The organism is Nocardia sp. GP40, assembly GCF_050434125.1.
GTDB lineage: Bacteria > Actinomycetota > Actinomycetes > Mycobacteriales > Mycobacteriaceae > Nocardia > Nocardia albiluteola.
Map to the genome: position 1 here is coordinate 274,089 of NZ_JBNPVW010000008.1, position 17,218 is coordinate 291,306.

Annotated in this window: 1 protein-coding gene (running past both ends of the window); it reads right to left on the reverse strand. The window is 65.3% G+C overall.

This entire window lies inside a single protein-coding gene on the reverse strand: locus ABH933_RS25070, encoding an ADP-ribosyltransferase. The 72,717-nt coding sequence extends 18,606 nt beyond the window's left edge and 36,893 nt beyond its right edge, so the window shows coding positions 36,894-54,111, spanning codon 12,298 (partial) through codon 18,037 (complete); the first complete codon in reading order (the gene reads right to left) occupies positions 17,215 to 17,217. Both the start codon and the stop codon lie outside the window.

The following is a 17,218-nucleotide window of genomic DNA, read 5'->3' on the forward strand; positions in this document are numbered from 1 at the left end:
GTTGAGTAGCAGGGAGAGATCCGACTGCCCTTGCATCGTGGTGCCCTGCTGGTCGATCGTGAGGAAGTCGATATCTTGCAGCGAGCGGATCACTCGGATCGGTTCTGTCAGCGGCAGGGGCTGCCCGGTGGCCAGGTCCATTTGCTCGATTTGCGCACGGATGACGCCGGCTCCGAAAGGCCTGTCGAAATGCCGCTGACTGTATTCGTCGAAGATGCGCGCGAGTTCGGCATTGGTCCGGATCTCTTCCCAGTGCGCCTCCGGGCGGTGACTCGACAGAATGGTCTGCAGCGCCTCCAGCTCCAGCGTTTCGTCATAACTGCGACCGGGCGAGCCGATCAGAATGTCGTGGCGCTGCCGCAGCGTCGTGAGGTTCGGAACGAATTCGTATGCCTTTGTCACCCGGTCCGCGATGGAAGCCTTCCCCCGAATGTCTTCGCACAGTCGGTCGAAGGACTCTTCATCCGCGTAGAGCCGCAGTTTGTTGTTGACGATCGGCCACTCCTGGTATGAACACAGCGCGGCCTGCTGCTCGACCGGCAGGTACGGCCAAATGCGTAGCCGCAAGTAGGCGTAGACGGCGCCGGCGTAGTCGGTGTCGAATACCCGCACGCCGTCGAACGGGCCGGACGGCTCGGGGGCGAACGCCGGGTCCGTGTCATCCCCGGACACCGTGATCTGCGGGAGGGTGGCGTCGCCGGACAGCACGATCTCCGGAAGTCCGGCGTCACCCGGTCGATGCTGATCAGGGTTGAGCCCGATACCGCGTTCGGGGAACGTGTCCGGCACGACGTGGCCGTAGAGCACGGTGACATTGGGGTCGGAATCGTCATATCCCGTGATCACATAGCGTGTGCCACGCGCCAGCAGCAGTTCGTTCTGGTGGGCGTAGTTCGGGTCACCGTCCTGGCCGATATACAGGCCGCGGGCGCCCGGCGGCACCACGAGCTCCAAGCGGAAGTTGGTGTCGTGCATGAGATCCGTGAGGTCGGCTCCCACCGAGGTCGACAGGAACGCCGGTTCCTGCTGCGGGACATCGAGTAGCAGGGAGAGGTCCGACTGCCCATTCATAGGGTTGCCGTGCCGGTCGACCAGGAAGTCGATGTCCTGGACCGAGCGGACGACCCGGATCGGCTCGGCCAGCGGCACCGGCCGGTCGGTCGCCTGATCCAGCAGCTCGATCTGCAGGCGGATGACGTCGGCGTGGAACGGCAGATCGAAATGCCGCTGACAGAAATCGTCGAAGTTGCGGCAGATTTCGGCGTCGGTCCGGATGTCTTCCCAGTAAGCGTCCGGCCGGAAGTCCGCCAGGATGGTGTTCAGCGCGTCCAGCTCCAGCGTCTCGTCGAGACTGCCACCAAAATTGTTCTGCACTATGTCGCGGCGATTCAGCAGCGCCGCAACATCCAGCGCGGTGTGGCTCGAGTGGGTGACCTGGGCCGCGAGTTCGGCGTTCCGCCGAATTTTCTCGCAGGAGCGGTCGAAAGACGCCTCGTCCGGGTAGATCCGCAGCTTGTTGTTCGCGAGCGGCCACTCCTGATACGAGCGCACCACGTCCCGCAGCTCTTCCGGCAAGTCGTGCAAGACGCGGAGCCGGATGGCGCCGAAGGCGGCGCCGGCGAAATCGGTGTCGAATACGCGCACGCCGTTGAACGGGCCGGACGGCTCGGGCGCGACCGCCGGGTCGGTGGTCTCGCCGGACACGACGATCTCCGGAACCCCGGCGTGATACTGCCAATCTTCCGGCGCCCCGGAACCCAGGCCGAAGAGCTTTCTCTTCGACTGCTTGGGTTCGACCGGCGGGTTGGCGCGGAACGGCGGCGGGATATCTTCGCCGGTCATGGTGAAGAAACTGGCGTAGCTGATATCGATTTCGCGTCGATATTTCGGCGGGAACGGGTAAGACTCCTTGAACGCGGGGTCTACGACGGTGATCGTGCCGTCCGCATGGGCGACAAGGTAGTAGGAATGTCCCCCGACGCCGTTCTTGTCGGCGGGGTCCTTGTATTCGTCGACGACGTGGGCGATGGCGGGTGCGTGCGCGCGCAGGTGGTCCGCGATGTGGGCGTGGCTGTCGTAGGGGTGCAGTTTTGCGCGGGAATGGAATTCGATTTCGCTACGGGTACGGCCGCGCAGGCCCGCCGGGCGGGTGAACGGGATCATGCGGCGGCCGGTGATCCGTTCGATGGCGGCCAGTGTGAGGTCGACGCAGATGCTGACGACGACCGGAACCTGTTGCTGCGCAACGGTCACAGCGCCGCCGGGGGATTCACCGATACCGAGCCCTGACCCGGTCGCGGGCTCGGTGGGACGGTGATGCGGGCCGCTGCCGTCGACCGTTGTGGTTACACCACCGATCGCGGAAACCACACCCTGCGCCGATGGACGCAGCAGGCCGAATGTAAGAGCGGCCCGGACCAACTCCGCAGCCCGCAGCCCCATCTCCGCCGGCAACCGCAAGCCCAACCGCACGTACATGGCGCGTATCCGTCGCTCCGCAGTAGCCAAACCGATTCCGAGCTCATTGGCTATCGCTGCCTGAGAATCCTGGCGCGCGAGCCTTACGAGCACACTCATTTCGTCGTCGAAAAGTGAGACCGTGGCGCCCGATACCGGATCGACACCGTAATACTCGTAATCCAGATCGCCCGGCACCGGCGCAGCCGCCAACCAACCCAGCGTACGAGCCTTCCGCACCAAGTCCAGCTGAGTACCGTTATCCCCCACCAACTCAAATTTTCCGTACAATCTCGAGATACACTTTTTGACCGAGCTGGGTCCTATATGGGTATGCCCGGCCGCGATCAACTCTTCTTTGATGTCGCCATAAGTCTTGCTGTCCATATTCGCTTTACGCCGGGACAGTGCCGAAAGAACTGCCACATCATTATCCGATGCCGAAGGCATACTTGGGCCAAGATCATGATCCAGGTCACCGGACTCCGGCAGTCGAGCCAGCAACCCCCACACGCGAGCCGCCAGCACCAGGTTGAGCGGCTTACGGTCGTTACCGGTCAGATCAAGCTTGTCGTACAGCGCACGAAGTCGCGTTTCGACCATATCCACGGTCATTCGAGTAGGCCTGACCGCGCTTATTTCCTCGGCTATCTCTTCTGAACTTCTGCGCCCCAGATCGGGTTTACGCAGCGACAACCAGGAAACCACGTCCACCTCATCGGCCCCGAACTCCTTTGGTTCCCCGGATTCCGGACTCCGCCCGAAGTACACATAATCGATCTCACCGGGCAACGGGTCCGGACGCAACCACCCACGCTCCCGGCCCAGTCGCAACGCGGTCCGCCGGTTACGATCGGCACCCTTCAACTTCAGCTTGTTGAACACCCGTCCCAGGAAGGTGCTGGCCGCGGTGGCGGTGATCCCGAAGGCATCACCCATCTCCGCATAGCTTTTGCCTTGTGCGACCATCTGCAGCCCGCGCCGCTGCCTTTCCGAAGGCGAGCCGGCAACGGGCGGCTGCGCCGCAACAGCCGCCACTTCCAGCGCCCCGACATCCCGCAGGCGCATCCGGAAATCCGCCGGCGAGACCGCACCACCGTCATAAATCTCGAATTCGCCCCCGTCCCGCAGCTCGGCCCACACCGTCCGCTCCCCACTTTCGGGCGTCACCTCCCGCCACGACACCACCGTGCCCACACCGAAAACGCCGGCAGCCGACCTATCCAAGAACCGGCTGGTCTCCCATGCTCGCCCCACGCCGACACCCACCGCCGGCTGCACAATCCGCACTACACCTGCGCCACTCAATCTCGGCAATCCATTCCGCACACCGTGCCGGAACATCGTCATGCTCATTACATGACCGTCGGCACCACCCCCGACCCGTACGCGAAGGCCTTCCTCCGACTGCTCCACCGCGGCCCGGAACACTTCGCCCTCACCATCGGTGAACTCCAACCTCGTTCCCACCGGAAATTCGACCGCCGCGAACTTGTCCCGGAAGACCCGCCAACCGAACTCGTCGACCCGATCTCCCCACTCCACATCGGGAACAACATCAAGCGCAGATCCGGAAGTCTCGAGGCTCGGCTCGGGCTGAGCACCGGCAGGCGAGGTGAGTCCGATGGTTCCGCCGCTGCGCACCAAACGGCCCAGCAACGGCTGGTCCAGTCCCAACTGCGGAGCAACCTCACCGCCCCCTTCCCGGGCGGACCTGAAAAGAACAGCGGGAATATGCTGAGCCTCCGGCAACAGGCCCGGTCGGAACTCATACCGGGAAGAAACCCACGCACCGTCGGCCCCCAACACCTCGTCATCAACCCACACCACACCGTCGTCGTTTGTCAGCAAATACGCATGCGCACCGACGCCATTACCATCGACGTCGAACTCGTTCAACAGCAACGCCGTCGAACCCGGGCCCAGCAGACGAAGCTCTTCCGCGATGGCCGCACGATCCCGGAACCGCAGGAAATCACCCGGCACCGCCCGCTTGAAATTCTCCTCCGACACCCCGCCGAGGCCAATCGCCCGCTCATCGAGAACACCGACGCCCAAATTTCCGGTGCGCAGACCCAATCTCCCCAAAGCACGCGGCCCACATAGATTCCAGCCATACACCAAACCCGCGGAACCCGAACCACCACCCTCGAACACAGCGGAACCGTCACCCGCCTCCACCGGCACCGGCAAACCCCACGCGCGCGCCACCCGCATCAGCTGCACAGCATCCGGGGGACTGTTCAGCCCCAACTTCGAGCAGATCCGATCCAGCCGCTTCTTGACGGTACTCGGAGAAATCCCGAGCGCGTCGGCGATCGCACTTTGCCGTTCTCCCCGCGCGTATCGGATGAGCACAATCATCTCATCATCGAGGAACGACGTAAAAGCACCCGACTGAGGATCGAACCCGTGGTACTCGTAGTCCAGATCGCCCGGGACCGGCACGGAAGCCAAAACCCCTCGGACGCGGGCCGCCCGCACCGCATTCAGATGAGTGCGGTCCTTACCCTTCAACCGAAATGCATCGTAAATCGGTTGCCAGCGATTCCCGAATGTAGTTTTGCTGAGATCGGGCTCCCCCATTTCTATGGCTACATCTTTGTACTGTTTAAGATCCATGTTGGGTTTACGACGCGAAGTCCGGCGGAGCAGATCCACCTGCCCGGACCCGAGCGATACCGACTCGTCGATTCCATGGTCCAGATCACCGGGTTCCGGCTCGCGAGCGAGTGCGCGGGGGGCGGGGGGCGGGCTGGCGGCGGGTTGGAGCCGGTCGTCCGAGGGCGGTGCGGTCGAGTCGCCGAAGGCGAAGCGGGTGCCGGTGCCGTGGACCGACAGGAACGCGAATTTGGTCAGCTGGGTTGCGTCGAGGGTGAGGGTGCCGCGCGGGCCGTAGGTGAGTCCGTCGATGGGCTGTGCCACCTCCGGGTTGTATTCCCACGGATTCTTCAACACGAGCACGATGCCGCCGTCGTCGCGCACATCCTCTACCGAATACACATGCGGCCCCACCAAACCCGGGTATTCGGTGGTGTTCTCCAGATCCTCGCCGAAACTCCCAGTGCTCAGCAGGATCTTGTCGCCACGACTACGCAGGAACCGGACCAGATCCGCCACGTGCCGGCGGGCAACGACACTGGTCACAGCCCTCCGGGGATCGCCGACCGGGCCGAGATAATCGAGCACCGCAGCGATCTCGGTTCCCCACTGTGCCCGCTCGCCCGGCTCCAGGTGATAGTTCAGGAAATTTCGGAATCGTTCGACCGAGTCTTCCCTATTGATATTCCAGACCGGCTCCAGCCCACCGAGCCGTTGCGCGAACTCGAACACCGACTCCGCCTCGGCATCAGCACCGATCTGCTCGGTGAGCAGGTCGTACAGCGCATCGACACCGAACCGCATCGGATGCAGGAAATCGGGCAGATCGATACCACGCACCGGCTGATCCACGGCCCCGCCGCCACCCACCTCGTACGGCGGCAGCAACTCCATCATCGCCCGACCGGCGAACCCGCCCTCGATCGATTGGACCGTGCCACCCTGGTGCACCATATACGCCTTCTCCACCAGCGCCGGCCACAACGCCCGATCCGCGTCCTGGGCCGCATAAATCATCCGCCCGTGTTCATCGGCGTAGAAATACCTGTTGACCACTTTCCACCGCGGCACGCCCTGTTTCGTGAAGAATCGCACGGCAACGGTGCCGTCGGGATATTCGGAGATCATATCCAGAATCGGCCGAGGGGCACCGGCGGGAATAACGATCAGTGGCCCGATCAGATAGCAGTCCCCGACCCGGCCCTGAGCCGCATCCCCCGGCACGGGTCCCGCCGCACCGAATACCGGGCCCTCGGCCCGCCGAATCGTGCGCCCGAGGTCTCGCAGCGCCTGCTCCGAAACCCGGGTATTCTCATCCAGCAGCAACTCACCCCCGGACCCGACATCCAGGGTTATCGACGTGCCGCCCGGAATATGCGTCCCGGCGGGGTCCGGCGACAACCGCCGCAGCCCCACGAACATCCGTGCCGCAGCCGGCGACGACCAGGAGGCCGGTGTCTCCCAGTGGTACGCACCGTCATCACCCCGACCGAACACGGTCAACTCGCCCAGCAGGTTCCGATGCACCGCATACATTGGGGCCGCCTGGTCGTCACCGATCCATACCGTGAGCAGGTCCGGATTCTGCGGGTCGTCGACGCCGTGCAACTCCTCGCCGGGCCGGACGGTCAGCAATTCACCGTGCTGGTCCACGATGGTCAACCGGTCCGCCGGTGCGGGGATCGTCGTGCTCGGCATCGGCTGGAGCGGCGGCGGATGGACCGGCTCACCGAACGGCCGCACCGACACCGTCGTATCGGCATGGATATCGGGTCGCAACAGCTCGTATGCCTTCTGCGCCAACGCCGCCCACAGCGGCTCACCAGCGATATGCCCTGCATGCATCGGCAGCCCCGACGAATCGTGCAGCAGCCGCCGATCCACCCCCACCCAGCGCGGCTGACCATCGACGAAGAACCGCACCCCCACCGTCCCGTCGGGGTATTCGTAGAACATGTCCACCAGGCCGTCCGGATCCCGCGTGGCGAGCCGGCCGAGGTTGCGCATCAGCACCCCGTAGTCCCCCCACGTCCCCACCCGCGCATCCGACTCCCGGGGCACCGGCCGCGAATTCACCGTCGCGAACAGCGGACCTGTGTGCACAACCATTGCGGCGGCGGCCGCCGGCCCACCCATACCCAGCGCCTGCACGGCATTCTCGGGAAGTACGACCCGCGCACTCAGCGATTCGATCCGGACCGCACCGGCCGCCTCCGGCTGAGTCGCCAGCAACTCGCCGGATCCCAGCTGCACCACCCTCCTGTCGTAGAACAGCAACTGCCCCGAGGATTGGCCACGCCTCGGCGTGCCCCGCCACCCGTCATCCGAATCCGCGACCCAATCGAGAGTGCGAAGCAGGTCGGTGTGCACCCGATACGCCACCCCCGGGTCCGAACTCAACCGGATCCGTGCATTACCTCGCACGTCCTGCCCGTCCCACAGGACGCTGTCCGCAGGCCCGATCACCACGGCCTGCCCGTTGCGGGCGATCAGCACCGTGTTCCCGGTATCCCCGATCGTGTCCGCCTGCTGCACCGCGAGATTCCGCGGCGCCGCCGCCGAGGAGTACGCCCTGCGGTTGGCATAAGCATCGACCGCGCTCCCGGTCGGCGCAGGCTCGGCTTCGAACAACCCGCGCAGTTCATTCGCGGTCGATGCGGAGGACTCGGGTTCGGGGTCTTCGAGGTACCCGGATCCCGGCCCGGCGTCCTCGGGAAAGCCCTCGGACTCGTCGGCGGACGATGACTCGTCCGCACGGTCGCCGGTGGCGGAACTGTCGTCCGACTCCGGATAGCCGGGCGGATTGTCGTATGCGGGTGGTCCATTCGGCGACGCCACCGAATGGTCCGGTGCCGCCGTGTAGACCGGTAGCAGCGGCTCGTGTGCGGAATCGACCGCCCGAGCCATCGTCATCCGCTGTATCACCGCCGACTGACGCGCGGGGTCGAGGATCACCATGTCCGTGATGCCGCGCCGGGCCATCCGCGCCGTCAACGTCGCCACATGATCTCGCCCGGTCACACCGCCGAGATCGGGATCGTAGACGAGAAATTCATCCGTATCGCCGATGCGCCGCACCGCCATCGCGCGGAAGTCGTGGCGGTCGACCATATTCTGGGAATTGGTCATCCAAACCAACGCATCGGCCGGCAGGTTCGGGACATCGATGAGGTCCCGGAACCTGTGTACGGCGCCGTCGCCCAGACTCAGCTGAGCCCACCGGACCCAGCGGGCCGAGGTCTCTTCCGCGCTGCCGCCATACAGGCCGACGATCACGTCGACCGCGTCCTGACGCTGCGCCGCGGTAAGCGTGGTGTAGTCGAATCGCCTGCTCCCGGAAGACCTGTAGAGCAGCCAATTCAACGCCAGCCAGCCACCGAACCGGCCCAGCACATGACCGGGGACCCTGTGCACCCGGTGCACCGGGCGGATCCACGGGTCCCAGCTGCTGCCATGGGCGGTCAATTGCAGATAGGGATTGCTCATGGTCGAGAGCTCGTGCCACGGCTCGGTCAGCACATTTCGCCGGCGGCCGTCGACCATCACCGCCGGGGTCCTGGGCGTGATCGCCTGGAACAGTCGGCTTATCCCGGACCTGGAAGTGCCGGGACGCTCGCGCCGTTCCGCCGGCGCCAGTGCCGCCGGGAACGGACCGGGCTCGGGTTCCTGAGGCTGTTCCCGCGGTGCCTCCTTCCGCGGCGACGCGGTCGAGAGGCCCGCATCGTCGCGCTGCGCCTCCAGGGTGTCCTCGCCCGGGTGGGATGTCGTGCCGCGGCCGTGCGCGGAGGTGCCGTCACCGTGGGCGGGTGCAACGGCCCGGCGGCCCGTGGAAGTTGTTGCGCTGCTTCCGGTTCGGTGCGCTAGCCGGCGAAAGAAGGCTCGGATGCCACGGCGTCGGGCACCTGTGGCCGACGAGGTACCGGGCGCATCGTGGACAAGGTCTGCGACGTTCTCGAACTGCCCGAGATCTCGGGTCGCGCGGGACATCTCGGAGGGGCGAGTCATTTCGAACGCGCCCAGATGCGCCCCTGACGGCGAGGTGCTGCCGTCCTGCTCATGCGTCTCGGGATCCGGCGCGGTCCGCGAGTCTGCAATGTCTGGGTCCGGCTCGGATTCGAACGTATCGAGCAGAGCGTCACCGAAATAGGTCTCGCCGGGATCAGGCTCGAAGCCCACATCCGGCTGCGGCACACTCGGCTCGAGCCCGTTCAGCACATAGTACTCAGGCCCCTCCAGCAGCGGCCGATTCCCCTGCCCGCGACCGGAAGTATGCATAGCGGGCCCGGTCGGTAGCTCCAAATGTCCGCGCAGCACGACGAAGTCGGGGCTGTAGAAGGACTTGAAGGGATCCGTCCCGATTCCGGTGATCCGGAAGCCGGTATTACGCGCGAACAGGAGCTCGTTCTCGCGTACGTTGTGCGCGCGGCCGTCGCGGCCGAGATAGGCCGCACGTAGTCCGGGTGGTACGACGAGTTCGATGCGGAAGTTCGGTCTGGTGCTGGTCGGCACCAATTCGGTGGTCAGTGAGGTAGAAAAGAGGCCGTGTTCCCGCTGGAGGACATTGAGAATGAGGCTGAGGTCTTTGCGTCCGGCGACTGCGGTGCCATCCGCGGTGACCAGGAAGTCGATGTCGCCGACCGCGCGGATGACGAGGAACGGTTCGGTCGCCGGTAGCGGTCGGCTGGTTCCCCGGTCGAGCAGTTCGAGATACCGGCGGACATTTTCCACTGTGGGCTCGGCACCGAAATTTTCTCGATAAGCCTTGTCGAGCCGGCGGTAGAGTCCCGCGTCGATACGGATCTCTTCCCAGTAAGCTTCCGGGCGGGCGTGCTGCAGAATCTCGTTGAGCGCGTGCAGCATGCGCATTTCGGAATCGTCGAGGTACGCGCTCTCCAGTCTGCGCAGTGTGTCACGGTCGGAGTCGGTGAGATCGCCGGCCTTCTTATCCAGAAGTAGCCGCAGCTCCTGCCCTTCGGCTGCGGTACTCCTGCTTACCAGACTGTCCCGCAGGTCTTTTCTCGACTCGACCAGCCCGCTGAGATCGGGCGTCCGGAAGCCTTCCATGAGGAGGTCCGCGATCGCGGCATAGCGCTGGAACCGACCGAACAATTCCTCGAAACCCTCGCTCGCGCCACGCAGCGTTCGCAACAGCTTGTTGGTGAGTGACGATGATTGCTGGTAGGTCATCAGCGCTTTGCGTACGTCGAGTGGCTGCTGGGGCCAGGTACGGAGGACGTCGTGGCCGAAGTCGGCTCCGTCCCGGTCGCTGGTGAATATGCGCACACCGCTCGTGGGCAGCTCGGTGGCCGAGGCGTCGGAGGCCGAGGGATGTGTCGTCACCGCTGACGAACCGGTGTGCGGCAGCGAGGTAGCGAGCGCTGCGGGTGCGTGCAAGTGGATCTGCTGTGCGGCCGGATGATGGGCGATGAATCGGGCGATCGCCGTGCCCAGCCGGTCGGCGGGATCACCGGATGTCGCTGAGCCGTAGTCGATCCAGGCGACACTGGCATCGCCGGGGTGCGTGCGGACCGTGTCGGCGTGCAGTCCCGCAACGCGGCCGGGCATGCCGTACATCGAATCGGCCGAGACGGCGGAGTAGGCGTACCAGTGCACCGTCGACGCGGTGTCCACGGGCCCGAAGCCGATGGCCATGCGGCCACCCCGGCCCAGGTCCTCCTCGACGAAGGACAGCAGGTGCACAGCCGGTGCCGTGCCGCCGGAACGGTCGGCGGCCACCCCGGCGTTCGTTACCGCGGCTCGCAGATAGTTGCGGGGTATGTCCAGGTTGTTCCACCGTTCCTGCAGGTCCGGTGGCAGCCCGTCGTCGAAGTCATCGTGCTCTTGGAACCAGTCCCTCGTGATGACGAGGTGCTGAATGTTGCGGATATGCCGGATCGGGGCGGGGACACCGTCGCTGTTGCGCAGCGCCGGGAACTTGTCGAGCAGCCGGAGCACCTCGTGGTTCATCCAGTCGTCGACGAGCAAGTTGTCCCACCAGGTCCGGCCGGTCCCCGGGTAGGTGTAGGGCGAATCCAGCTCATACAGCTGCCGCACCACATCCGGTGGGAGCTCGCCGCTGTCGTCGGCGAGCTTTCCGAGACGGTCCAGCTCGAGTTCGATGAGTCTCCTTCTGAGCGGAGGTTCCATCCCGAACGGGAGGTTGTTGCGCAGAGCGGGGAATTCGGTCAGTAGACGGAGCTGTTCGGCATCCGAGAGGTCGTCGAAATGCAGGTTGTTCCACCAGGTTTCACCGGCATCGTTCCACCAGGTGTCCGACGTGCCGAGCCCGGCGGGCGGGCGCACAGGCGAGCCGGAGCTGTCGACGTCACTCCGGCGATCCGCGCCGATTCCGACATCGCCGAGAGCCTCGGCACCGTCGGCGTCACCATCGGTGGTGATGAGCTCGGAGCCGTCCGCGGCATAGATGATGGCGGTGATCGCACGGAGACCGTCGGTGGGATGTTCCGCGAGCGGATAGTGGCGTCCGGTCTCCGGGTCGTATCCGCGAACAACGCCGTTGTGGATCTCGAAAACCGAGGTATGCGCGCCGATTCCATGTTCGTCAACCGGACCGCTGTAGGCATCGACAACCAAGGCGAAAGCCCCGGACCGACCGAGGGCGTCCGCGATCTCGGCGTGACTGGAGAAGGTTCGCAGCTCGAAACCGGCATGGCGGTTGAACTCCTCGGCCCTCATCCCGCCGAGGCCGACAGCATTCTCCGCCGGCGGAGTGATCGGAGCGGCGGGGAGGCCGGCGGCGACATAACGCATGGCACCGGGCGCACACTGCGAGGCACGCGCACCCGCGGTACCGACCGAACCGGTTGCGTGAGTGTGCCCGCTGCCGTCGCCGGTGGCCCGCCCTGCCGCTGCTGTGAGTGCGGCGGCGGTTTCCTGGTCGAGCAGGCCCTGGTCGGCCAGTTCGAGGGCCTTGGCTACCACGTTCGCGCACCTGGTTTTCGGAGACACACCGCGAACAGGTGCGATTCCGAATTTCTTGAACAGCAGGAGCCTTGTTTTCTTTACTGAAGGCAGGCTGGGCGCAGATCCGTGCTCGCCGAGATGGCGGATAACCTCATCATTAGTGGTGCGGCCTGCCCGAAAAGCCAAGAGCACCTTTCGCTCGGTATCATTCAACCGGACAGCCGCAGGTGCCGGGTGTGCGGCAGCGTCGGCTTCGGCGAGTAGAAGCTGTTGACGGGCCGCGGCTACGGCATCCTCGTCGATCAGGCGCAGCCGGCCGACTTCGGCCAGGGCGGACTCGCGGTCGGAAACTCCGAGCTTGAAGAATACGCCGTTCTTTCCGCCGCTCATCGCATCTTTTATCGACTTCTCGCTGCTGCTTTGTTGTATTTGACGGGCGATAGCACCGTGGGTTTTATACCCGGCGGCGAGGTGCTCCAGAACAGTTTTCTGCATGGCGGTGAGTTTGGGGCCGGGGATCGTTGTCGTGTACGGGGTGTCGGTGGACGTACGCCCAATTTCATAGGTGTCGCTATCGGAGTGTTGGCGGAGATAATGGACCGCTGCGCCGACCGTGGGGCTATTGATGAAGGTGTATCGGGTGGCACCGGGTTGAACGATGACCAGATTGGGATTTATGTGATCGACAGCGGCGTGGAACGCGAGGGGAAGGCCGGGGTATTTAATGGAACGGCTGCCTGTGGTGCGGCCTGCACGGAGCTCACGGATTTCCTGATCCAGCTCGAGGGCGCGTCCGCGGGTGAGCTCGACGCGGAACTGCTCGACACGGACTTCTTCATCGCGGAGCGCCTCGGATCCGAAGAGGCCGTTATCGTAGTCGGTCAGGAATTGGTCGTGACGCGCGTCTTCGTGAGCTTGATCGGCCTCGAGCTGATCGCTGGTGATATGCCGGCCGTAGTAGTCACTGTGTCGTTCGAGATGATCGGCTAGGTCGTCGTACAGCTTCTGGTCTTTACCGAGTGCATGGACGAGGGCTGCGACAGGCGAATGAAAGTCGTCGCTCCAGTGACCGGGGATGGGGGTGTGGACAGTGACGTCGGAGACGTCGAGAGCGTTCAGCTGGGCGAGGAATTGGTGCGTGTAGACGGTGTCCGACGGTTCTGCCGCAGTGTGGAGTCCGATCGTGCCGTTGGCCAGGATGGTGGCGGTCGTGTTGCCGGGGAGCTCGATCTCGGTGCCGGTAGGGAGGGCGTTCTGGTGGATACGGCGTGCGAGGTCGTCGCGGGTGGTCGGATCGGTGGCGTCGGCGGCGGGGTAGCCGGGATCGGTGTGGCCGGTCGCATGGTCGTCGGATGGCGCACCGATGCGGATGTCTCGTGGGAACGCCGGGCGTCTCGCACCGCGCTGGAGAAGCGGGCGAATCGGGTCGCTGCCCAGGCGAATCGGGCGGGCCGTGGTGCCGGTCGGGGTGTAGAGAACGGCGAACCGACTGGCCGAGTCGCGGCGCGCGGGTGGTCTGCTGGTCCGGCCGGTGGCGTCCGGAACGTAGTCGCGGACAAAGATTGCGCCGTCCTCGTTGACCATCCGGTAGGCATGCGCGCCAATGCCGTTCAGATTGACCTCGGAGTGCTCGCGAACGACCAGTGCCTGCGCGCCCGGGCCGAGAAGTTGCAACTGCCTGCCGATCTCGGCCTCGCCGGCATATCCGCGGAGCTTCCCGCCGGCGGCCTTCTCAGCTTGCCGCTTCGAATAACCCGGCAGCGCTGCCCGCCCGCGCCGCAGCCAGCTTCTGATGTTGCCGCCGGATTCGGTGCCCGTGATCGCACGGAGTCTGATTGCGCTGCTGGTGATGCCGCGTCGGGCGAATCCGTTACCGATGCCGGTGAGCGCGCGGACGAGGCACTGGTTGTCGTCGAACTCGGCACTGCGAGCAGTGGCATACGGTCGGCTGATGACGGCCGTGTGCATGCTGGTGCCGTCACCGCGGGCGGAGGCGATGGCCGTGCGGGCGCCGGTGCCGTCACCACGGTTGGAGGCGATGGCCGTGCGGGTGCTGGCGCCGCCACCGCTGATCGGGACGGCAACCGTGCGTGCGGTGGGAGTTGTTGTGCCGCTGGCTGTCCGGCTCCAGCGCTGGAAGAGGGATCGGACGCGCCGGTGTCGAGTGCGCTCATCCGATGAAGTGTGCTGTGCCGCAGGCGGTGTCGTCGCCTCGCTCGATGCACCACGACTGCCGAGACGGGAGATGAAGCCCCGAAGCCGTTGCACCGTGCGGGATCCGGGTGAGGGTTGCGCACGCGGAGGGCCGAGAGTGGGGAAATGTTGTTCGCCGTCGGCTCCGATGTAGATGATCCGACCGTCGGTGTCGACTGTTGTTGTGACGTCACGAGACCGGCCGCCACCACTAACCGGCTGCGTGTCGCGGACGGGTGTGCTGCCGTCGGTTCCCGGAGCAGCGACCTTCCGGCCAGCGGTTGCGGATGTTGTTGTGCCGTCGCGGGACTGGCCGCCGTCACCGGCCGGTTGTGTGTCGTCGATGCGGTCGTCGCGTACCGCCGCTTCGGTACCCGGCGCATCGTAGACATGGTCGGGGAAGTCCTCGAGCAGCCCGGACTCTCCGTGGTTGCGAGCCGTGTCGTAGGGACTGGTCATCTCGAACGGGCCCAAACCGGCCCCCGCCTGCGATGTTTCGCCCTGCTCCTGCTGCGTCCGGGAGTCCGGCGTTGTCGCCCGCCGACGTACATCGCGTGGCGGCACCAGCGTTTCCTGGCTGCTGGACGGCTGCTTCGGCCGGAATTGTTGCGTTTCCGGGGTCGATACCGACAGATCGAACGTATCGGGTAGTCCGGAGCGCACGACTTTTCCATCCGTGCCGTGAATGCCTCTGACGGGAAACCGGTTCTGCCGGAAGGGATCGTCCCGCCACCGCTGGTCCGGTATGGACTTGTTCCGGCCTGGGATATCAACGATGAACTCTTGGGCACGTGGAGCCCGCCCAGAGTCCTCAGCCTCCTTCGCGGACCGTGGCGAACTGGTTCGGGCGTGCGGAGCCCCTCCAGAGGTCTCGGCCTCCCGCGCAGGCCGTTGCGAGCTGGTTCGGGGCGAAATCACGAACGGAACGAACGCACCATGAGGCCGGTTCCGCGGTTCGGTCCCGGACTTCCGCGTGCCCTCGAGCGCCCCGGAATCCTCCGGCACGGTGTCCTCGATCGGGCGGATGGCCGGGTCGATCGGGGAGATCCGTCCGTCCTCGATCTGCTCGGATTCGCGCAAGGCGGATTCGTGGGGTCGCGCGGTGTGGTCCGCATCAGTGCTGTGGACCGACACGTCGTCGTCAGTGCTGTGAACCGAATCGTCGGTGTAAGCGCCACGATCCGACTCAGCGATGTCAGCGCCACGATCCGACTCAGCGATGTCAGCGCCACGATCCGACTCAGCGATGTCAGCGCCACGATCCGACTCAACGTCACTGCCGTGCACCGAGTCGTCATCGATACGCAGTGCGGACCGAATGTCCCCCAGCCGCAGCGGCCTCCCCGGACCGGTTGACGAGGTGCGCTCGGCTTCGGCCTGCTCAGGTTCGTGCAGGCGTGGCTGGTGGGATCGTGCGGAGTGGTCCGCGTCGATACTGTCGACCGACCCGTCGAAGTAAGGTGACGACGGGAAACGGTCGGGAAGCGAAGCGGGCCTGCGGATATCGAGCGGGCTGAAGAGGTCGGACAGCTGCTCGGCATCGCGCTGGTGCTGTATGAAGTCCACGTCGGTCGGTGTCTGCGACCCTGGTGACGTAGACGATTCCTGCTGCTCGGTCGCTGTAGTGCCGACCGGTTCCTCGGGCAGCGGTGCGTACCGGACGGTGCCGGTGGACTCGACGGTGCCCGTCGGTGAGGAGGGCCGGACGGTACCCTCCGGCGGACCCCGGGGTGCGTCCACCTGATCGAGCTGCTGTGCCAGGTCGTCCTGCGATGTCTCGCCGAGCTGCTCCTCCTCGGTCAGGGCCTCGAGCATTCTTCGCCGCCATTCCTCCACCCGAGCGAGGTTGCCGGACTCCCCCACCCGGTCGGCGTCGTCCGGTTCCTCCCGCAGTTGACGGAGTTGTTCGCCGAGGTCCGCGGACTGCTGCTCGTCGCGGGTCTGTTGTTGCGCATCCGGCATGGCGGGTTCGGCACCCGACGGCTGGTCGTATGCCGAGGGGACGGACAGGTTCGGGTGCACCTGGTCGGGATCGATGCCACGGGCATCGCCATGCTCTCCGGTTTCGGTGATGCCGCCCGGTTCCTGTTCGGACGGCGGTGCCTGCTGCTCCCGCACCAGGGCATCGAGCATTTCCTGCTCTGCCCGGCCGCCGTCGGAGGAATCGCCCCGCGCCACCGGACCGATATCGCCGAGATCGTCGTCGGAAGAGTCATCCCGCAGCAACGGGCGGGGTTCACTCAGACCATCGTCGGAAGAGTCATCGCGAAGCAGCGGAGGGGGATCACTCAGGCCGTCCTCGGACGGAGCGTCCCGCAGTGGTTCGTTCCGGTCCGAGGTGGAGGCATTCTCGAGCGACGGCTCCGGCGTGCCCGGCGCCTCGACCGTCTCGGTATCGACCGCCAGGTAGTAGTGCTCGCCGACGACAAGGACCGCCGTGGGCGGATGGCGGTCGGTAACCGCATTGAACTCGGATTCAGCAATCCCCGTACGTGTTATGGAATACACCGTGAGTGGCCGGTCGAAAAGCGTTGCGGCTACGTACATTACAAAGTCCGCCGCCGAGTTGCGTTCGTATGCTCCGAGGTTTCGGAGGCCGTCGATGTCCTCGCTCGTTACGTCCAGGGCCGACATGGTGTCGAATTGCTCGCGCATTCTGTCGGTGATCCCGATCCGGAGTCCCTGAATTCTGCGAGCCAATTCCGCGCCCGCGTAGTCCCGGCCGGGGAACAGAATGGCGTGCAGGATATGGAACATGCAGTCGTGGTCGCGAGGCGCGGACTGCCACGTCCGGTCGTCGATGTCCGGACGGCCCGTTCGGAGCGGGGCTTCGGTGAACGGCGCCCCGTACTCGGAGTAGTCCTTGATGGTCCGCCTGTCGGACTGCGTGTTGTATCCGGGCCCGATCCTGAGTTCGTCGGCTCGAATCATCCAATAGTAAAGTGCCGCATCGAGTTCGGTGATCGGCTCGAGTGTCGCCGGGACCTGTCGCTCGGGCTCGGCGAGTGCTTCTTCCGGGGTGCGCTGGTCGCCGGCAGACGTC